This window comes from Novosphingobium sp. BL-S-24 (assembly GCF_055521575.1).
In genome coordinates, this window is the sequence record NZ_CM145488.1 from 2,665,841 (window position 1) to 2,685,815 (window position 19,975).

Consider the following 19,975-nt stretch of genomic DNA (forward strand, 5'->3'; position numbering starts at 1 on the left):
CCTGCGAGCATTGTTTAAAAACGCTTTCGACAGCCGATCAGCGGCATAACATCGCCGAAATCAACAGTCGAAGGTGCGCCATTAGAGGAATCGCCGGGGCCGTCGCAAGCCAATTTGGGTGATCCTGTGGGCAACTGCTTGCGATCGGGTTCGTGCAACGGCCTCCGCGACCTCGCTCCATGACCGCTAGGCTGTAAATTTATTCAATGAAATCAGTGAATAGGAGCATCTAGGCGTTGGCTATCCATGCTGAAAGGCGGAGGGCGTCAAGTCAGAATGGCCGCGCACGAACGATCTTTACAACGACGATTTCTCAGGCGGCCAAGCGATGTGGACGATGAGATTTTCCACGAAAGCCTCATGTTCGACCCGGGTATAAACGTAAGGGCTAGTCAGGATTTCAGACCTGTACCCCAAGACCGCCGGGACTATGAACTGCGTAAGACGCCTCGCATCGTCTCCATCGAAGCTGGTCGAGAGAAATTCGATTATGCGGGCGCGCATTTTCAATGGGCCGCGCTGATAGAACAACTGCCGGATTTCGGGAAAGCGTGCGCCTTCACTCGTGACGAGACGGTATAGCAGGATCGATCTGTCATCCAGCAGTCGCTCGATGAATCGCAGGCAAATGCTTTTCATGTTCGCTTGGGAAAATGCCTGCCCAACCAACACCCGATCGACGTCTTTGGAAAATACCTCGACATGCAGGTCAATCACTGCAGCAAAGACATCCTCCTTTGATGGGAAGTGCGTCCACAAAGTCGTCTTTGAGCCGCCCAGCTTGTCAGCGATAGCCGACATGCTGGTTGCACCGTAGCCATGATTTAGAAACAAATCACTGGCAACGCGAACGATCTCGCCGCGTTTGCGCTCTTTGTTCAGTTCACGCTTTCCAACCAGTATTGTCATAACCGTACTGAATGGTACACTTTCTATTGACAGGCGCAATGATGATCTCGATAAAAGTGTACTGATGGGTACACATATATTCTCGCGAGTCGCAGCGGCAGGCCTGATGTCGTCGGTGTTGGTTCTCGCCGCCTGCGCGGCGCCCGACCTCGGTCCTCGCCCACGGTTGGCGACGACGCAGGAGCTCGCTTCGTCTCGCTCCTTGGCAAGTGTGACATCGGTCGGTGATTGGCCTCGCCAGGAATGGTGGACCGCATATGGCGATCCGCAACTGGACGCCCTGGTAGCAGAGGCGCTGGCTGGCTCGCCAAGCGTCGCTGCCGCGCAGGCTCGCATTCGTCAGGCGAGGGGGGCGGCCGGCATAGCTGGTGCAGCGCTGCTTCCGACCATTGCGGGACAGGGGTCTGCAGGCGTAACCAAGCAAAGTTATAATAATGGAATCCCAGCGGAATTCGTCCCCAAAGGTTGGAACAGCACGGGCACGCTTGCGCTGTCCGGCGACTTTGACCTCGATCTCTGGGGTGCCAATCGCAAGGCCTTGGCGGCCGCCACTTCCGAAGCCGAGGCGGCAGAGGCGGATGCACGCCAGGCCGAGTTGATGCTCTCAAGCAATGTTGTATCGTCCTATTTCGATCTTGCCCGTTTGATCGAGCGGGGCCAAGCGCTGGGCACAGCCGTGCAGTCACGTCAGGACTTTGCGGACCTCACGGGGCGACGCGCGCGCCAGGGCATTGATAACCAATCCCCCATGCGCCGTGCCGAAGCCGCTCTCGCGACAGCACGAGCGCAATTTTCGGCAAATCAGGAGCAGATTCTTCTTCGACGTCATGCGCTCGCAGCGTTGCTTGGCAAGGGCCCGGATCGCGGCTTGGCGATTGCTCCGCCAGCCATCGTCAGCGTCCCTGCCGCCGGTATTCCAGACGACGCCGGAATAGCTCTCGTCGGACGTCGCCCGGATATAGTGGCTGCTCGCCTTCGGACTCAGGCGGCCGGCGCTCGGATCGACCAGGCGAAGGCGGCGTACATGCCCAATATTTCGCTTCGGGGCTTGATCGGGCTGACCTCCTTGGGATTGTCGAACTTGATCGATAGCGGATCGACGTACGGCAATGCTGGGGGGGCGCTGAGCCTGCCGATCTTCCAGGGGGGGCGGCTGAAAGGCCAGTTCATTCAGGCACGCGGGGGCTACGACGCGGCAGTCGCCAATTATAACGAAACCGTCATTGGCGCTTTCCAGGAGGTCGCCGACGCAATCGCGAGCCGTGATGCGGCGGCGGGCCAAGAGCAGGACGCGACTGAAGCGGCGAGCAAATCGCAGGTGGGATACGACCTGGCGATGCAACGCTTCCGTGGCGGACTATCGAATTATCTTGAAGCGTTGACGGCACAGAATGATGCCCTGCAGGCACGTGAAGCCGCCGTTGATGCCCATTTCCGTACACTTGCCACCGAAGTAGCGCTGCAACGCGCGCTTGGCGGTGGATTTGCAGCCCCTACAATTGCAAAGGCTTCCGACGATGAGTGATGACGTGCAGGATCGGCCTGCGGATCCGGCAACGGACGAAGCCGGGAGCGTGATCGAAAAGAAGAATCGCAAGCCTTTGCTGATCGGGCTTGCGATTGGCGTTGCCGTGCTGGTCGCCCTGTATTTCTTGTACGACGTTTTCATCGCCAGCCGGTCTGTCTCCACTGACAACGCTTACGTTGGAGGCGAAACCGCTGAAGTCACGCCGCTGACCGCAGGCCAGATCGCCGAAGTGCTGGTCACCGATACGCAGCCCGTCCGCAAGGGGCAGATTCTGTTCCGTCTGGACGACAAGGACCAGCGCATAGCACTGGCTCAAGCCGAAGCGCAGGTCGAATATGCGACGCGTCGGTATGGGCAGTCGCTTGCCAACAACAACGCCCTCGGCGCAGCGGCCGACGCAAGTGCGACGCAGATCAACTCTGCGATTGCGAAGCAAGCGTCGGCTCAGGCAAGCCTCGTCCGCGCGCAGGAAGAGTTTCGGCGGCGCAATGCCCTTGCTAGCGGCGGCGCTGTTTCCGCTGAGGAAGTGACGGCCGCACGCCAGGCGCTGGCATCGGCACAAGCCAGCGCGCGGGAAGCTTCCGCAGCCGTTGCGCAGGCCCGCGCCAGCACGGAAAACGCCCGCCGCCAGGAGGAGGCCGCCCGTGCCCTGACGAAAGGCACAAGTTCACAAACGGCACCGGAGGTTTTGCTGGCCAAGACACAACTCGCGACTGCTAAACTGGCGATGGCGCGAACCGTGATCCGTGCTCCGATCGACGGCGTCGTGGCGCGCCGGACCATTCAGGTCGGCCAACGGATAGAGACCGGCACCGTTGCCATGATGATCGTTCCGGTTGGCGCGCTTTACGTGGATGCCAACTTTAAGGAGGACCAGCTTGGCAAAGTCCGGTCCGGCCAGACCGCGACGCTGACGTCCGACTTCTATGGCGATGATGTGGAATTTCGCGGGAAGGTTGTCGGCTTTGCGGGTGGTACGGGTGCCGCGTTCTCTTTGATCCCTGCCCAGAATGCGACTGGCAACTGGATCAAGGTGGTGCAGCGTTTGCCGGTACGGATCGAGCTGGATCCCAATCAATTGAAGGAGCATCCGCTGCGCATCGGCTTGTCGATGGAAGCCAAGATCGATCTGACGAGTAAGGACTGATGGCTGGCGCCGCAGCAGCAACGGGTTCCGGCAGTCCATCGCAGCCGTTGACCGGGGCGAAACTCGTCCTGGCGGGCCTGGTCCTGGCGATGGCGAACTTCATCGTGGTCCTCGATACCACGATCGCAAACGTCTCCGTCCCGCACATCGCTGGCGGCCTGGCTGTCTCCGTTTCCAGCGGCACATGGGTCATCACCTCGTATGCGGTAGCGGAGGCAATCTGCGTCCCCCTGACCGGCTGGCTGTCCAATCGTTTCGGCACGCTGCGCGTCTTCATGTTGTCGCTGATCGGGTTTGGTCTGTTCTCGACGCTTTGCGGCCTATCCAGTTCGCTGTCGATGCTGGTGGTCTTCCGGCTTGGACAGGGCTTTTGCGGCGGGCCGCTGATGCCGCTGACCCAGACGCTGCTTCTGCGCATCTTTCCCAAGGAATTGCACCCCAAGGCAATGGCCATGTGGGCAATGACCGTCGTGACTGCGCCAATCGCCGGGCCGATCCTGGGCGGATACATTTCCGACAACTGGTCCTGGGAGTGGATATTCTTCATCAACGTACCGATCGTGGCGTTGATCTTCTTCGGGGTGTTCACTCTGCTTCGTGGCGCTGAAACCCCGACGCAGAAATTGCCGATCGACAAGATTGGTCTGCTGCTGCTGATCATCTGGGTCGGTGCATTCCAGATGATGCTTGACCTTGGCCGGGAAGAGGATTGGTTCTCATCCGGCAAGATCGTCATGCTGGCCTGCATCGCGGCCGTGTTCTTCGTGGTGTTCCTTATTTGGGAATTGACCGAGGAACACCCGATCGTTGACATCAGCGTATTTCGACATCGAGGATTTTCCGCAGCCACCCTGTCGCTTACGATCGCCTTTGGCACGTATTTCGCGTCGATCGTCATCATCCCCCAGTGGTTGCAGACATCCATGGGGTACACGGCCACAGACGCAGGGTATGCCATGGCCTTCAGCGGGGTTCTTGCAGTCGTCGCATCGCCTTTCGTGCCCAAACTGATGCAACGTTTCGATCCGCGGCTCATCGTATTCGTCGGGATTTCGTGGATCGGCATCTGTGCTGCGATGCGTATGATCTGGTCGACGGAAATCACGTTCTGGACCATCGCCACGCCGCAATTGCTGCAGGGGATAGGGGTGTCGTTCATGATCGTGCCTTTGACGACCATCAGTCTAAGTTCCGTGCTGCCAAGAGAAACCGCTTCGGCAGCGGGCATCGCAAATTTCGGCCGAACGTTGGCCGGCGCAGTAGCCACCGCCATCATCACTACCGTCTGGAGCGATATGTCGCGTGAACGGTCAGCTGAGATTGCAGGGACCCTGAACGGCGCGGCCGAGACATCCCGAATGTTGCAGCAGCAGGGCCTATCGGCTGAGCAGGCGCGAGGGACTATCGCTCGGCTTGTCGAAAATCAGGGTACGGCGGTGGCCACGGGGCATCTATTCGGCATCGCGGCGGTCGCATTGTTCCTGGCGGCGCTGACTATCTGGTTCGCACCGCGTCCGCCCAAATCGGCCAAGCCTGCAGCCGGACACTGATCATCTGTTTCAGGTCACGAATGTCCGGCGGGTAAGTGCTGGAAGGATCATCGCTTGCCCGATTGCGCGGGCGAGGAGAAATCCGATAAAAGCGATCCATAGGCCGGTATTGCCAAGGGGGCGAAGGCCGATCAGTAGCGCGACATAAAGCAGCATCGCCGCCGCCATTGTCCCGAGCATGGCTCGTGTCCAGCCAGCGCCGACGAATACGCCGTCCAGGACGAACGACGCCGCCCCTACTGCGGGCAATAGCGACAGCCAAAGGGCATACTGCGCAGTTGCCTGCACCACTTCCGGGTCGAGGCTGAATGCGGCAGCCACCCGGGCCCCCACGAGCACGTAGATAGCGGACAGTGCCAGCCCCGAAATGCCGCCCCAAAGCACGGCGCTTCGGACGAAGAGGGCAAACCTTTCCTTCGCGCCCGCGCCGCGCGCCTCGCCGCATAGGACCTGAGCAGCGCTCTCAAATCCGTCCAACAACAGCGTGGCGAGCATGAACAACTGAAAAAGGATGCCATTGGCCGCCAGCGTTACGGGTCCAGCCTGAGCGCCGCTTCGTGCAAAAATCAGCATGGCCGCTGTCAGCAGCAACGTGCGGAGAAACAAGTCACGATTGAGTGCGAACAGCTTCAGCACGTCATGGCGTCGCCAAGTCGATTTGCGCCGTATCGATGCGATGGCCTGCTGCGCCACGCCCGTGCGGACAACCACACTTGCGAGAAGGACGAGCTTTAGCATTTCGGAGCTTACGGTTGCGACCGCGACACCGGCGACGCCCCATTTTATGACAAGCACTAGCACAAGGTCCAAAGCGATGTGTGCGATGTTGGCCACGATCTCCACGCCAAGAACGAAGCGAATGCGACGACGACCGATGAGCCATCCCACCAACACGCAGTTCGCCAACCATATAGGGCCTGCCCAATATCGGATACCAATATACGTGGCGCTGTCGGCCCGCAACGGTCCATCAGCCTGCAACAGATCCAGACCTAGCGACATCGCCCACGGTCTTACAATCAGTAGCAATGCACCGATGCCGAGAGCCACGGACATGGCGCGGGCAAGAGTTGCCCCCTGAAGGTCCGTATCCCGGCGGCCTGCGCTTTGCGCAGTTAGCGCAATGGTGCTGGTTCGCAGGAAGTTGAACACATTGAGGAGGCCAAACATGTACTTTGCGCCCAACTCCACCGCGCCTTGGGCCGGAGCATCGCCGAGCGTGCCGATCGCCCACATATCCGCCAAGCCGAACAGGGCGGTGGCGATGTTGGTCAGCATTGCGGGAAGGGCGATCGACCATAACTGCGAACTTGGACCGTTATCTGCCGCCATCACTGCCTGATCGCCCCCCGAGTGGCTCGCTCCCGTCGTGAGAATCTCTCCGGAACGCAAACACCTTATTGGGCATCATCAACGCGAATCACCAAGGTCCGATTTTCCCCGATCACGGGTCGATCAACATCGTGTTGCACCGCAAAAAAGATTTCCGAAACCAATCCCTGGCAGGGAGTAAACAATGCTTGCTTTGCTAGTGAATTGGGGAGATGATCTGGCCGTTGGGTCTGCGAATGGTAATGCTGCGCTGCATTAAAATCGGCGCGCCGGGTCGAAATAAATCGTCCCCGGCGCGCTCTCTCCCAACTTCGGTAAGGTTGCAGGAACCTTTCAAGAAGTAGTCTGCATTAGAATTTCCGGCTGGCCAAGCTGGAAACTACGTATGCCGTTAGAATTCGTATTTTTTATGGTCTGATCAGGCCGCACGAGAGGCTGCGGCTGCGATGCTGGTTGGCGGTTCCGCTCGTCCAAAGAGGTAACCCTGACCTTGGGTACACCCTTCCTCACGCAGGTAATCGCGTTCAGCCTCACGTTCGATTCCTTCCGCCGCCACGGTTAGGCCAAGGCTGCGGCCCAGACCGATCACGGCACGAATGACAGCGCGCGAGCTTGCTTCTTCTTGAAGGTTAAGGATGAACGCTTTGTCGATCTTGATCTTGGTGAATGGGTAATTGAGCAGGTAGCTCAAGGATGAATAGCCGGTGCCGAAATCATCCAGCGATATGCCGATCCCGAACGATCGCAGGTTGCGGATAATGGCCGCTGGGCGCGGGCCTTTTTCCATTAGGACCGCCTCGGTGATTTCCAGTTCGAGGCGCTCTGCGGACAGACCGGACGTGGACAGAGCGTTGATGACCGTGCTGAGCAGGTTGCCGTTGCGGAACTGTAGGGGCGATACATTCACCGACACGCGAACGTTCTCGGGCCAGCGGATAGCTTCGGAGCATGCGCAATTGAGGACATACCGCCCGATCTGGTCGATCAACCCCATTTCTTCGGCAAGCGGGACGAACACATCCGGAGGCACCGATCCCCGTTCCGGGTGGTGCCAGCGCAATAATGCCTCATAGCATTCGATCGCTCCCGTCTGGAGATCGACTATCGGCTGGTAATAGACATCCAAGGTCCGTTCTCGAACCGCCTGACGCAGATCCTTTTCCAGCCGGTTTTTTTCCTGCGCGGCGGCGTCCATGGCGACTTCGAAGCCGCGACAGGTGCCGCGCCGTTCGCCTTTCGCGGCGTACAAAGCCAAGTCGGCATAGCGCATCAGTGTCTCGGCATCCCGGCTATCGAACGGCGCAGACGCAAGCCCGATCGTTGCGCCGATATGGATCATATGACCTTGGACGAAGAACGGCTCCGAAAGTGTAGTGATTATCGATTTCGAAACGAGCTCGGCTTGCGTCTGGCTCGATCGGCGGAAGATGACGGCGAACTCATCTCCTCCGATACGACACAGCAGCGCATTGGCGGGGATAAGCTCACGCATCCGCGCGGCCGCTTCGGTCAGGACGATGTCGCCGAACTGATGGCCATATGTATCGTTGACAGGCTTGAAGTGATCGAGGTCGACCAGCGCAAGGGTGACGGTTTCGGCGCTACCCGCGCCTTCGAGCAGATCGCGTAGATGCTTGCGGCAACTTGCGCGATTTGCCAAGCCCGTCAGCTCATCGTGCCGGGCCATATGGGCCATGCGCTGTTCGATCTGCCGACGTTCGGTAACGTCAAAGATCGACACGATCGTTCCGGCATAGTCCTCCATTTCGGACAGCCGTGTCGAGATAACGGCATGTACGTAGGTCCCGTCTTTACGAAGCATCTGCCAACCATCACTTGTATCCGAATGGTCGGCTCTCAGGAGTTCGGAAGCGCCTTCCCAATCGTTCGGGACAAACAGATCGCGGGCAGCCATTCCTTCCATCGAGCCCGGTTCATATCCAAGCAGATTGCAGGTCGCTTCGTTCGCGGCGCGGATCAAGCCGGTTTCAAGGTCGTAAACCAGCATTGAAAGCGGATTACGTTCGAATAGCACCCGGAAGGTATCTTCTTTCTGCTTAAGATCGGTAATGTCGACACGGATGCCGATCGTTCCGCTGCCTTCGATCTTGCGTTCTTCGATCAGGATACAACGTCCATTGGACAGACGTTGTTCATGCCGCTGACCCGGTGCCTTGAGCTGCTCCAGACGCGCCGCTAGCCATTCGTCTTCGCGACCCTCGGCTTCCGGGTAGTCGCCACGAGCCATGCCGATGCGCAGCACATCCACCAGCTTGACGCCGGGTTGAAGAAGGTCTGCTGACCTTTCGTATATTTGCGCGTATTTCTCGTTCCAGAGGACATAGCGGTCTTCCTCATCGAGGAAGACGATGCCCTGCGGCATGGCTTCGATCACCTCGCGCAGACGCGTTTCGGCAATAGACGCAGCTTGAAGTGCCTTATCGAGCGAAGGCTTCGATTCACTGCCTTCCACCGCTCCGCCTTCGTACTCGTCTAGACCCAGGTGCACGGCTATCCCCAAATGCTTATGGCATGTTTTATGACCGTGACGGTTAACATCTCACCAATGATGTCGGGGGTCATCGGGCGGTGCGCAATACAATATCAAAAGGAAATTGGAATTCGCCGCCAACCGTGCGGTAATCAGCCATGCATGGTTTTGGAAATTTCAAGACTTGGCGCTGGTGAGGGGCGGCCGAAATAGAACCCCTGAGCTTCATCACAGCCCTCGGCTTCAAGGACACGAAGCTGGCTTTCGGTCTCTACCCCTTCCGCCAAAACCGGGATGCTCAGGCTTTTCCCCAGCGCCAGCACTGCGCGGATGATCGCGCGCGCCTGAGCGTTACCTTCCGATTTGAGCAGAAACGATTTGTCGATCTTGATCTTGTCGAAAGGGAAGGACTGGAGCGTGTCGAGCGAGGAGTACCCCGTCCCAAAGTCGTCTATAGCAACGCTGGTGCCCATTGCCTTTATCTGCCGCAGGCAGTGCAGGGCGCGGAGTTTGTCGTGGATAATTGCGGTTTCCGTGATCTCCAGTTCCAACCGCCAAGCCGGCAGTCTGGTCTCCATCAGCACGGAGCGTACCATCGACACCAGATCGCGCTGCAAGAACTGCACGGGCGAAAGGTTTACGGCAACTTTCTCCTCGCCGGGCCAGGCACATGCTTCCGCGCAGGCCTGCCGCAAGACCCATTCACCCAGCTGGATGATGTCCCCGTTCTCTTCCGCTATGGGGATGAATTCAGCCGGAGAGATCGAACCACGCAGGGGATGTGTCCAGCGGAGCAGCGCTTCGTATCCGATGACCGCACCGGTGTGCAGCGAATGTTGCGGCTGGTACAGCACGCTCAATTCGTCACGACCGATGGCTTGCTTCAAATCTGCTGCAAGTAATCGGCGATATCGAGCGGTCTCGTCCATGCCGGCTTCAAAGAAGCATACGCTCTCGCCAACGTTACCCTTGGCTCGATACATAGCAAGGTCAGCATTGTTCAGCAGTGTTTCACGCGATTGGGCGTCATGTGGATAGACAGCGATGCCGAGGCTGGCTCCGACCGTCAGAGGATGACCCTCATCTGACACCGGCGATGCGATACACGCCTGGATGCGGGCGATGAATTCGTTCAACTCGCTCTTTCGAGTGAACGATATTGTCGCGGCGAATTCATCTCCGCCCAGACGCGCGATCGCCTCGCCCTCGCGACGACAGGCCATGAAGCGTTCGGCCAATACGCGCAGCACATGATCCCCCGACGCGTGACCGAACGTGTCGTTGATTTCCTTGAATCGATCGAGGTCGATGGCCACCACGGCGATGTGGTCGGTTGGCTCTGCCTTCTCGATCATGAGGTCAAGGCGGTGATAGAACTGAGTACGGTTGGGTAATCCGGTCAGCGCATCATGCATCGCCATGTGCGCTATTCTAGCTTCGATCCGACGCTGACCGGTGATGTCTTCGCAAGTGACGATCCATCCGCCGTCCGGAACCGGGCGCTCTGAAACGGCGAGGATAAGATCGTCCCTCAAAGTCATGACTCGGGCCTGGTTGCCACCGGTGGCATGCGCCTGACGAACGGAACGTCGAATACGGTCGAGTGTCTCGGCAGGGGGGTGGCCGACGCTGAAATAACCGGCGTCAACAAATTCTGATAATGAAATGCCTGGACGGCGATGTTCGGGGCGTATCGACCACACTTTGTAGAACGCTGCGTTGGCGAGCAACAACTGTTCGTCTCGGTCGAACATGCACAAGCCTTGATGCATATTCTCAATGGCAGTATCGAGTTGTCCGGTCGTTATCGCCAGCGCGTCTTGCGCTTGCCTGATTTCCGACACGTCACGGGTGATGATCGAGAAGCCGATGTGCTGCCCGTTATCGTCGCACAGTTTTTCCACGGTCCCGTGGGCCCAGAACTCCGACCCGTTTTTGCGTTTGCAGGCCCATTCTCCTTTGGCGATCCCATCCTGCAATGCCTCGAGGAGGGCATTTTGCGGACGCCCCGCCTGGCGATCCGCCTCATTGAAAAAGCTGCAGAAGGGAAGGCCGGTGGCTTCTTCGGCATCGTATCCGATCAGCGCATGGGCACCGGCGTTCCATAACGCGACGACTCCCTGCCGATCCAGCATGCATATGGCGTAGTCCGAGGTTCCGCCGATAAGTTTGGCGAACTGCAAATCTTTGAGCTGGCGAGTGGCATGAACGGTTTGTCGGCGCTTATGGACATGACCGCTGATCGCCAGCGTGGCCAGCGAGAACACGCAGATCCACGCGGCCAGGACATTCTGCTGGACGGTAGCGCCATCATTGGCCTGCTTCGATGGGATGAACGACAGCGCCTCCGTGCCGATGTTGTGCATCATGCTGACGGCAACGCACATTATGGCGATTGCGGCGGCGATGTCCCACCTCTGGCGCGCTTTCGTGACGATAATCAGCGCCGGACATATCATCAGAAGGGGTACGATGATCGAAACCGCAACGAGAAGCCAATCCCACTTCAGCGTTGCCGGCACGCGAAGCGCGGAAGTTGCAATATAATGCATGGCGGCCAGGCCCATCGCTAGCAGCGACCCAGCAACCAATCGGCCCAGCAACGTGTTGGCATGCAGCAGGATGTAAAGTGCCATCTGAGCGCTGCAGATGCCGACGACCAGCGATGCCGTCGTCAATGCTGCGGAGTACCCGGCGATGTAGGTATTTCCGTACCCCAGAACCGTCAGGAAATGTCCTGACCAGGAGCCGAACCCGAGGATCAGCCCGGCAAGCAACGCAGAATCACGGCGTTGCGCCCCCTGAATACGCTTCGACTGGGCTACGATGGACAAGGCGATGGCATTGGCGAAGGCACTGGCGATCGTCGCCAGGATTATCATCTCCGGGCGATCGCTGTTGTGCATCGAGGCGATCACCTCCTGAACCTGGACTGTTGCCGTTCCACTCATGCAATTGGAGTTATACGGGCAATGCTTAAGGCGACTTAAAGCAATTTACGGCAACAAGGACCGCTCCGGCAGTATTCGATACTGCAGTCTGCAAAAGCAAATGGCCCGCCACCGAGAAAGGTGACGGGCCAAGCTTTTCCTCCCCAGGAAAAACTCTGTCCTAGCGGCGAACTGCGCTGCCGAGACGGTGATAGAGATTGGAATACTTGGACGATATGGGATCGTCTTCGTGTGCCTTCAGGTAGAACAGCACCGCTTCCTGCAGCAGCTTGAAATCCTCGTTGGAGAGCACCGCGCGGGCGCGGGTCGGTTCGGCGGTCATGGTCGTCATGCTCATTCCTTTCCTTGCTTGCGGGTACTCAGGCTGCGAACTGGTTCATGGTATTGTGCGCGCCGCCTGCCTTGAGGGCGGCTTCACCGGCGAAGTATTCCTTGTGATCGTCGCCGATGTCGGATCCGGCCATGTTCTGGTGACGGACGCACGCGATTCCCTGGCGGATTTCCTGACGTTGCACGCCTTTGACGTAGCCGAGCATACCCGCCTCGCCGAAGTATTCCTTGGCCAGATTGTCGGTTGACAAGGCAGCCGTGTGATACGTGGGCAACGTGATCAGGTGATGGAAGATACCTGCCTCGCGCGCCGCGTCTCGCTGGAACGTGCGGATGCGCTCGTCGGCTTCGTCGCCAAGTTCGGTGCCATCGTAGTCCACACTCATTAGACGGGCACGGTCGAACGCGGAGACGTCCTTGCCAGCGGCTTCCCATGCATCGTACACCTGCTGGCGGAAGTTGAGCGTCCAGTTGAAGCTGGGCGAGTTGTTGTAGACCAGCTTGGCATTGGGGATCACTTCGCGGATGCGGCTGACCATTCCGCCGATCTGACCGATGTGGGGCTTTTCGGTTTCGATCCAGAGCAGGTCCGCGCCATTTTCCAGTGCATGGATGCAGTCCAGAACGCAGCGGTCCTCCCCGGTGCCCGGGCGGAACTGGTACAGGTTGCTGGGCAGGCGCTTTGGCTTCAGCAGCTTGCCATCGCGGCTGATAAGCACGTCTCCATGGCCAAGGTTCGCGCCGTCAATTTCATCACAGTCGAGGAATGCATTGTACTGGTCGGCGATGTCACCAGGCTCGCGAGTGAAGGCGATCTGCTTGGTGAGGCCCGCCCCCAGCGAGTCCGTGCGGGCGACGATCAGGCCTTCGTCAACGCCCAGTTCCATGAAGGCGTAGCGAACGGCGCGGATCTTGGCGATGAAGTCCTCATGCGGGACCGTAACCTTGCCGTCCTGATGGCCGCACTGCTTTTCGTCGGACACCTGGTTTTCGATCTGGATGCAGCAGGCGCCTGCTTCGATGAACTTCTTGGCGAGGAGATAGGTGGCTTCCGCGTTGCCGAATCCGGCGTCGATGTCGGCGACGATCGGAACGACATGCGTTTCATACGTATCGATCGCGTGCTCAAGGCGCTTCGCTTCCATCTCGTCACCAGCGTCGCGAGCCTTGTCGAGATCGCGGAACATCATGCCGAGTTCGCGGGCATCGGCCTGGCGAAGGAAGGTGTACAGTTCCTCGATCAAGGCAGGGACCGACGTCTTCTCATGCATCGACTGATCGGGGAGGGGGCCGAACTCACTGCGAAGCGCGGCGACCATCCAGCCTGACAGGTAAAGATAACGGCCCTTGGTGGTGCCGAAGTGCTTCTTGATCGAGATCATCTTCTGCTGGCCGATGAAACCGTGCCAGCAGCCGAGCGACTGTGTGTAGTTGGCCGGGTCCTGATCGTAGGCGGCCATGTCCTGACGCATGATGTTTGCCGTGTAGCGTGCAACGTCGAGGCCGGTCTGGAAGCGGTTTTGCAGGCGCATACGGGCGACCGATTCCGCTTCGATCCCATGCCAGCGGGTTTCGGTGCTGATGGTGTTGCCGGCTTCAGTGATCTTGGTCTGGTACGTCACGTTCAGTGTCCTCTGTGCAGAGACGATGCGTCTGTTGCGATCGAGGTATGCTCATTTGATCGGCCCGGAAATCGCCTGCGACGTGCGTTTGTAAAACTTTACATATTTTCCTTGTAAAGTTGTGCGGTCCTTACAATGGTGGCGATCATGGCTGATAACAGACCTCTCTACATGGGCCCGCGCCTGCGACGGCTGCGGCGCGAATTGGGGCTTACCCAGCTGGCGATGGCTGACGATCTGGAGATTTCGCCCAGCTACATCGCTCTGCTCGAGCGTAACCAGCGTCCGGTGACAGCCGACATGCTGGTGCGGCTCGCCCGGACCTATCGGCTGGACGTGGCCGATCTGGCGGGGGATGACAGTCAGGAATACGCCCGGCGGCTGGCGGACGTGCTGCGCGATCCCATCTTCGCGGACATAGATTTGCCTCCGCTGGAAGTGGCCGACCTTGCCACCAGTTTTCCCGGCGTGTCCGAAGCCCTGCTGCGGCTCCATCAGGCCTATGTGACGGAGGCACAGGCGCTGGCCGAGCAACGGGCGGCGGGCCCCGGCGCGGACGAAAACGAACCCGTTCGCGAGGCACAGCGGTTTCTGGCGACCTCTCGCAACTACTTCCATACGATCGATAGCAAAGCCGAGGAATTGGCGGCCGAGATCGACAAGGGTGGCGGCGCGAGTGCGTGGCTTGCGCAGCAGGGTGTGCGCGTCCGCTTCCTTCCTCCCGATGTGATGATGGAATCGTTGCGTCGTTTTGATCGCCATAATCAGCAGTTGCTGATTGCCGATACTCTCGACGCGGCCAGCCGCGCTTTCCAGATCGCGACGCACATCGCCCATTCCGCTTTGCGCAGCGAGATAAAGCAGGCGATCAGGGCCGAAAGTTTCTCCAGCCGTACGACCGCGACCTTGCTGCTTCGGGCGCTTGCGGGATACGCGGCGGCGGCTATCGTGATGCCCTACGGCAAGTTTGCCCGCGCGGCTGAACAGCGGGGATACGACATCGATGCTCTGTGCGCGCTGTTCGGCGTCAGCTTCGAACAGGTCGCGCACCGCCTAACCACCCTGCAGCGCCCAGGTGATGAGCGCGTGGGCTTTTTCTTCATTCGGGTCGACGAAGCGGGCAACGTTTCCAAGCGGCTGGACGGCGCGGGCTTTCCCTTCGCCGCGCATGGGGGAGGATGCCCCTTGTGGAATGTCCATCAGGTATTTCGGCGCCCCGGCGAAATCGCAACGCAGTGGCTTGAACTGCCAAGCGGAGAGCGCTTCTTTTCCATTGCACGAACGGTGATCGGCGGCGGTGCTGGTCACGCCGGGCAGGCGCGTGGATCACGGGTCATCCGGGCCGTAGCGCTTGGCTGCGAAGCGGGACAGGCGAGTCGTCTGGTTTACGCCGCAGATACGCTGCCCGCCAATGCTCCGGTCACCCCGATCGGAGTGACGTGCCGCCTGTGTCAGCGTGCCGAGTGCACGGCGCGATCGGTGCCCCCGATCGGCCGGGAGGTGCTGTCCGATGACTATCGCCGTGCCGCGCAGCCCTACACTTTCGCCGAAAGCTGAGCCCGGTCCTCGATCATCAGTTTGGCACCTCGCAGGCCAAGCGCCATCGCCGGAGCATTGGTGTTGCCGGTGACATGCCCTGGCATGACAGAGCAATCCGCGACACGGACACCTTGAACCCCGTTCACACGTAAGCGGGGATCAACCACCGCATCCGCGTCCCCGCCCATGCGGCAGGACCGGATCGCGTGAAGTCCGCAACTTGATAGACGGCGGAACATTGCGAGTATTTCCTCGTCGCTCCGCACGTCGTCGCCGGGGACCAGTTCCTTGCCGACCATCCGGTCCAGCGGGGCAGCGCGGACATACTCCCGCATCCGCCGCACCAGCGCGATGGCGGATCGCCGGTCGTGGTCGGTGCTGAGGAAATTGTGGTGAATATCGGCAGGGTCCGCGCTGGCAGGGCCGGTGGCGCGCACGCTGCTCTCGCTGGTTAGGCGGAGGAGCTGACCGTAGATGGTGACGCCGGGCAGGGGATCGATCCTGTCGAGCGGGACCGGGTCCTTGTCGTCCCCGACCTTGAACGTGTAGCCGCCAAGGTAGAACTGCGTATCGGTGCGACCATCCGGGTGGGCAACGTTGCAGAACGCGCCGACTTCGAACGGCCCGGTCGCCAGCACGCCGTCACCCTTGATGAGATAGCGCAGCATGGCGAGCGCCGCGCCAAGTCCGAAAAAGCTTTTGTTGGTGCCTTTGCCTTGATCGAGCCGGAACGGCATCGAGAGCGACAGGTGCTCGATCATCTTCTCGCCCACGTCGGGTGAGTGCGCGACCAGCGGGATGCCCGCCGCCGCCAGCCGGTCACGATGACCAATGCCGGATCGCTGGAGCAGCAGCGGGCTTTCCATCGCGCCTGCGCTCACCACGATTTCGCCGGAGCAGTCCAGCCGCTGCGGGCGACCGTTCACGGTAACGTCCAGGCCTGTCGCGCGAGTGCCGTCGAAAACGATGCGTTCGGCCATCACGCCGGTTATCACCGTGACGTTTGGCCGCTTTCGGGCTTTCGCTAGGTACGTGCGTGCCGCCGAATCGCGCTTACCCTTGCGGATGTTGTGGCTGTAATAGCCAACGCGCGGACCCGCCGTGCCGTTCAGATCGTCCACGCGCTTCAGGCCCACCGTCTCGCCCGCCTCGATCATGCGCTCTGCAAGGGGGTATTTGAAGCAAGCCGGATCCACGCGCACGAGACCGCCCGATCCGCGCATGGGGCCGGGCCCGGCCTTGTGGTCTTCCAATTCGAGAAACGCCTGTGTCATGCTGGCGCCGTTCCAGCCGGTGGCTCCGGCATCGGCTTCCCATGCGTCGTAGTCGGCGGGCTCGCCCCGGCTCCAGATCATGCCGTTGATCGAGGATGACCCGCCGAGGCCCTTGCCGCGAATCCATACCTCGCCGCCCGGGCTGTTGCTGCCCGGATCGCGAGGCTGCGCGACGTTATAGGCCCACATATGCTCGGGCTTCTTGACGAGCTTGGCGACGCCCTTGGGCAGGGTGACCCAGAAACTGTCGTTCTCTCCGCCCGCTTCCAGCACGAGGACTTGCGATTTGCCGTCCGCGCTGAGCCGCTCGGCCATGACGCAGCCAGCGGACCCTGCCCCGACGATAATGTAATCCCACGCTTTCGACATGCTTGATCTCTCCCGGCGCAGAGACGTGGCACGAACTAGCGCAATGACTACCCTAGCGTTTTGATGAGTCACAATGCCGGGGCGGGCAGGCTTAAACGGGGACATGACCGGAAGTGAAAAGCCGGAACGGGTCGAACGGTGGGATGGGAGTGCAATGAAAGCGATCGCGAAAGGCCTGTTCACCGATGAAGCGCAGCCGCGCCTGATCGGTGGCAAGGACCGGCAGAGTGGCCGGATCGTCTTTCCATGCCCCGATGCACCCACCCATGAACCCGTGCCGCTATCGTCAGAGGGCAAGTTGTGGTCCTGGACCGTCCAGCGCTATCGACCCAAGACGCCTCCCTATGCCGGACCTGATGCGTTCCGGCCGTGGGTGGTCGCCTACGTCGAGCTTCCCGGCGAAGTGATCGTCGAGGCCCGCTTGAACGACGTCGCATTCGAAGACGTGAAGATCGGCATGCCGGTCAGGTTCTCTCCCGCGCCGTTGAACCCCGACGATGCCGACAGCGTGCTGATCCCCGCCTTCGTGCCAGCAGGAGAAGCCTTGTGAGCGACGTGTGCATTATCGGCGTGGGTATCCATCCGTTCGGCCGCACCGATGGCCTGTCCGGCGTCGATCAGGGTGTGTTCGCCGTTCGGCAGGCCTTGGCGGACGTCGGTATTGAATGGCCCGACCTTCAGTTTGCTTACGGAAGTTCCGACGCTGCGGGCAATCCCGATACGATGGTCGATCGTCTGGGCCTGACGGGCATGCAGTTCATCAACGTGCGCAATGGCTGCGCGGCGGGTGGCTCTGCGCTGTTTTCCGCGCAGATGGCGATCAAGTCCGGCGAGTTCGACATCGGCCTGGCTGTCGGTTTCGACAAGCATCCGCGCGGCGCTTTCAACGCCCTTCCCGCGGAATACAACCTGCCCGACTGGTATGGCGAGGTCGGCCAGATGGTCACCACCCAGTTCTTCGCTGCGAAGATCATGCGGTACATGAGCATGTTCGGCATCTCGCAGGAGAGCCTTGCGAGAGTCGCGGAGAAGGCGTTTCGAAACGCCGTGCACGCCCCGCATGCCTGGCGCCGCCAGCCGGTGTCGATGGAGGATATCCTGCAGGCACCGCTGGTCAGTGATCCTTATACGAAATACATGTTCTGCTCTCCTGCGGAGGGCGGTGTCGCACTGATCCTGGCGAGCGAGAAAAAGGCGCGCGAACTGGGCAAGCCGCTGATCCGCCTGAAGGCTGCGACGATGCGTACCCGGCCGCCGCACAGCTTCGAAGTGTTCGCGCCCTCCGTCGATGTGGTGGAGGACGATACCAAGCCACGCGGTACCGCTTCGCGCATCGCCTCTGCCGACGCCTATCGTCTGGCCGGGATCGGGCCGGGAGACATCGACGTCGCGCAGCTTCAGGATACCGAAGCCGGGGCCGAAATCATGCACATGGCCGAAAATGGCTTCTGTGCGGATGGCGATCAGGAGAAGTGGTTGGCCGAAGGCCATACCGAAATCGGCGGTGCGCTGCCGGTCAACACCGATGGAGGCTGCCTTGCGTGCGGGGAGCCGATCGGAGCGTCGGGCCTGCGGCAGGTCTACGAAAACGTCGTGCAATTGCGCGGAGATGGCGGTGGCCGCCAGGTGCCTGGCAATCCCAAGACTGCTTACAGCCACGTCTATGGCGCCCCGGGCGTCTCCGCCGTCACCATTCTGGAACGCTGATGGATATCGAACTTTCCCCCGCAGACGCCGCATTTCGCGAAGATGTGCGCGCGTTCCTCCGCGATAATCTGCCTTCGGACGTGAAAGCGGGCGCGGCCGCAACTCCTTCGGTCTTCGTGGAACCGGACATCGGGCAAGTTTGGAACGCGGTTCTGCACAAGAAGGGCTGGCTTGGCTATCAATGGCCTGCCGAACATGGCGGAACCGGCTGGACCCCGCTGCAACGATATCTTTTCGAAAAGGAATGCGCCGCCGCCGGGGCGCCCAACCTGACGGTGCTGGGCCTGAAGCTGCTGGCGCCGGTGATCTATAATTTCGGGACCGAAGCGCAGAAGGCGGAAGTCCTGCCGCGCATCCTCTCGGGTGAGGATTACTGGTGTCAGGGCTTTTCAGAACCGGGTTCGGGCTCCGACCTTGCCAGCCTGAAGACCCGCGCCGTTCGCGAGGGCGATCACTACCGGGTCACGGGTTCGAAGATCTGGACCACGCACGCTCATCATGCCAACCGCATGTTCACGCTGGTGCGCACAAACACCGAAGTGAAAAAGCAGGCGGGCATCTCCTTCCTGCTGATCGATCTGGCCAGTCCCGGCGTTTCGGTCCGCCCGATCCTCACGAACGCGGGCGATCACGAAGTAAACCAGGTGTTTCTTGAGGACGTGATGGTCCCGGCCGACAATCTCGTTGGCGAGGAAGGACAGGGCTGGACGATTGCCAAGTTCCTGCTGGAAAACGAACGCGGCGGATCGTGTCACGCGCCCAAGCTCGGCTATGATCTCGACCAGATCGAGAGCGCATCGAAAGAGGAAGGCGATGGCCGGGGGGGGCGGTTGTTCGATCAAACCGACTTCCGCCGTCGTCTGGCCAAGACGCGTTTGTCCGTCAACGCGCTGGAAATGATCGAACTGAAAATCATCTCCGAAATCGCGAAGGGTCGCCCCGCCGGCCCGCAAACCTCGCTGACCAAGCTGCTGGCGTCCAATCTGCGGCAGGATATCGACCTTCTGGCGGTAGACCTTTACGGGCCTGCCGGTCTGCAGCTTGAAACGGCGCGTCCGCTTTATGGTGACAATGCCCCACAAGGCATTCATTCCAAGGAGGCGCAAGTCGCGTCTGCCCGCTATCTCAACAGTCGCGCCTGGACCATCTTTGGTGGCACCAACGAAGTCCAGAGCACGATCATCGCCAAGTCCGTGCTGGGCCTGTAATGGCCCTTCACGATAATA

14 protein-coding genes are annotated in these 19,975 nt (G+C 60.1%); 7 read left to right on the forward strand and 7 right to left on the reverse strand.

Annotation, left to right across the window (positions count from 1 at the left end; all coding sequences use genetic code 11):
- Positions 1–297 precede the first annotated feature (297 nt).
- Positions 298–948 carry a TetR/AcrR family transcriptional regulator gene (locus tag ACZ1JM_RS18125; protein WP_465133730.1) on the reverse strand — a complete coding sequence of 217 codons (651 nt, stop codon included), beginning with the start codon at positions 946–948 and terminating at the stop codon, positions 298–300.
- Positions 949–973: 25 nt separating this feature from the next.
- Between ACZ1JM_RS18125 and ACZ1JM_RS18130 the strand changes: the two genes are divergently transcribed.
- Genes ACZ1JM_RS18130 through ACZ1JM_RS18140 form a run of 3 tightly spaced genes read left to right on the forward strand, consistent with a single transcriptional unit; the run spans position 974 to position 5,134 of the window.
- A complete protein-coding gene (locus ACZ1JM_RS18130) occupies positions 974–2,434 on the forward strand; it encodes an efflux transporter outer membrane subunit (RefSeq protein ID WP_465133731.1) in 1,461 nt (486 codons plus the stop codon).
- Positions 2,427–3,584 carry an EmrA/EmrK family multidrug efflux transporter periplasmic adaptor subunit gene (locus tag ACZ1JM_RS18135; protein WP_465133732.1) on the forward strand — a complete coding sequence of 386 codons (1,158 nt, stop codon included), beginning with the start codon at positions 2,427–2,429 and terminating at the stop codon, positions 3,582–3,584. The genes ACZ1JM_RS18130 and ACZ1JM_RS18135 overlap by 8 nt, the downstream gene beginning before the upstream one ends.
- Positions 3,584–5,134 carry a DHA2 family efflux MFS transporter permease subunit gene (locus tag ACZ1JM_RS18140; RefSeq protein ID WP_465133733.1) on the forward strand — a complete coding sequence of 517 codons (1,551 nt, stop codon included), beginning with the start codon at positions 3,584–3,586 and terminating at the stop codon, positions 5,132–5,134. The genes ACZ1JM_RS18135 and ACZ1JM_RS18140 overlap by 1 nt, the downstream gene beginning before the upstream one ends.
- 9 nt (positions 5,135–5,143) lie before the next feature.
- Here the strand turns inward: ACZ1JM_RS18140 and ACZ1JM_RS18145 are convergent, their stop codons facing one another.
- From ACZ1JM_RS18145 to ACZ1JM_RS18165, 5 genes are all read right to left on the reverse strand, one after another.
- Complete coding sequence (locus ACZ1JM_RS18145) at positions 5,144–6,466, reverse strand: MATE family efflux transporter (RefSeq protein WP_465133734.1); 1,323 nt, start codon at positions 6,464–6,466, stop codon at positions 5,144–5,146.
- Between the two features lie 418 nt (positions 6,467–6,884).
- On the reverse strand, positions 6,885–8,975 hold the full coding sequence (locus ACZ1JM_RS18150) for a putative bifunctional diguanylate cyclase/phosphodiesterase (RefSeq protein ID WP_465133735.1): 2,091 nt from the start codon (positions 8,973–8,975) through the stop codon (positions 6,885–6,887).
- A gap of 134 nt (positions 8,976–9,109) precedes the next feature.
- A complete protein-coding gene (locus ACZ1JM_RS18155; protein ID WP_465133736.1) occupies positions 9,110–11,908 on the reverse strand; it encodes a bifunctional diguanylate cyclase/phosphodiesterase in 2,799 nt (932 codons plus the stop codon).
- A 160-nt stretch (positions 11,909–12,068) separates the two neighbouring features.
- Entirely contained in the window at positions 12,069–12,239 is a 171-nt protein-coding gene (locus ACZ1JM_RS18160; RefSeq protein WP_465133737.1) for a hypothetical protein, read from the reverse strand.
- Positions 12,240–12,267: 28 nt separating this feature from the next.
- Positions 12,268–13,860 carry an isocitrate lyase gene (locus ACZ1JM_RS18165; protein ID WP_465133738.1) on the reverse strand — a complete coding sequence of 531 codons (1,593 nt, stop codon included), beginning with the start codon at positions 13,858–13,860 and terminating at the stop codon, positions 12,268–12,270.
- 147 nt (positions 13,861–14,007) lie between these two features.
- Here ACZ1JM_RS18165 and ACZ1JM_RS18170 point away from each other — a divergent pair, with 147 nt between their 5' ends.
- Positions 14,008–15,417: a helix-turn-helix domain-containing protein gene (locus ACZ1JM_RS18170; protein WP_465133739.1), complete on the forward strand. Its 1,410-nt coding sequence runs from the start codon at positions 14,008–14,010 to the stop codon at positions 15,415–15,417.
- On the opposite strand, the gene ACZ1JM_RS18175 is transcribed toward ACZ1JM_RS18170, so the two are convergent.
- A complete protein-coding gene (locus ACZ1JM_RS18175) occupies positions 15,396–17,042 on the reverse strand; it encodes a GMC family oxidoreductase (RefSeq protein WP_465133740.1) in 1,647 nt (548 codons plus the stop codon). The genes ACZ1JM_RS18170 and ACZ1JM_RS18175 overlap by 22 nt on opposite strands.
- 154 nt (positions 17,043–17,196) lie before the next feature.
- Between ACZ1JM_RS18175 and ACZ1JM_RS18180 the strand changes: the two genes are divergently transcribed.
- The 3 genes from ACZ1JM_RS18180 to ACZ1JM_RS18190 are packed head-to-tail and all read left to right on the forward strand — an operon-like array spanning position 17,197 to position 19,957.
- Positions 17,197–17,592 carry a Zn-ribbon domain-containing OB-fold protein gene (locus ACZ1JM_RS18180; protein ID WP_465135129.1) on the forward strand — a complete coding sequence of 132 codons (396 nt, stop codon included), beginning with the start codon at positions 17,197–17,199 and terminating at the stop codon, positions 17,590–17,592.
- Entirely contained in the window at positions 17,589–18,749 is a 1,161-nt protein-coding gene (locus ACZ1JM_RS18185) for a thiolase family protein (RefSeq protein ID WP_465133741.1), read from the forward strand. The genes ACZ1JM_RS18180 and ACZ1JM_RS18185 overlap by 4 nt, the downstream gene beginning before the upstream one ends.
- On the forward strand, positions 18,749–19,957 hold the full coding sequence (locus tag ACZ1JM_RS18190) for an acyl-CoA dehydrogenase family protein (RefSeq protein ID WP_465133742.1): 1,209 nt from the start codon (positions 18,749–18,751) through the stop codon (positions 19,955–19,957). The genes ACZ1JM_RS18185 and ACZ1JM_RS18190 overlap by 1 nt, the downstream gene beginning before the upstream one ends.
- The last annotated feature ends 18 nt before the right edge of the window (positions 19,958–19,975 follow it).

Coding starts and splice junctions, on each gene's coding strand:
- ACZ1JM_RS18130 (WP_465133731.1), top strand. CDS start 974: ATGGGTACACATATATTCTCGCGAGTCGCAGCGGCAGGCCTGATGTCG.
- ACZ1JM_RS18135 (WP_465133732.1), top strand. CDS start 2,427: ATGAGTGATGACGTGCAGGATCGGCCTGCGGATCCGGCAACGGACGAA.
- ACZ1JM_RS18140 (WP_465133733.1), top strand. CDS start 3,584: ATGGCTGGCGCCGCAGCAGCAACGGGTTCCGGCAGTCCATCGCAGCCG.
- ACZ1JM_RS18145 (WP_465133734.1), bottom strand. CDS start 6,466: ATGGCGGCAGATAACGGTCCAAGTTCGCAGTTATGGTCGATCGCCCTT.
- ACZ1JM_RS18155 (WP_465133736.1), bottom strand. CDS start 11,908: ATGAGTGGAACGGCAACAGTCCAGGTTCAGGAGGTGATCGCCTCGATG.
- ACZ1JM_RS18160 (WP_465133737.1), bottom strand. CDS start 12,239: ATGACGACCATGACCGCCGAACCGACCCGCGCCCGCGCGGTGCTCTCC.
- ACZ1JM_RS18170 (WP_465133739.1), top strand. CDS start 14,008: ATGGCTGATAACAGACCTCTCTACATGGGCCCGCGCCTGCGACGGCTG.
- ACZ1JM_RS18175 (WP_465133740.1), bottom strand. CDS start 17,042: ATGTCGAAAGCGTGGGATTACATTATCGTCGGGGCAGGGTCCGCTGGC.
- ACZ1JM_RS18180 (WP_465135129.1), top strand. CDS start 17,197: ATGAAAGCGATCGCGAAAGGCCTGTTCACCGATGAAGCGCAGCCGCGC.
- ACZ1JM_RS18190 (WP_465133742.1), top strand. CDS start 18,749: ATGGATATCGAACTTTCCCCCGCAGACGCCGCATTTCGCGAAGATGTG.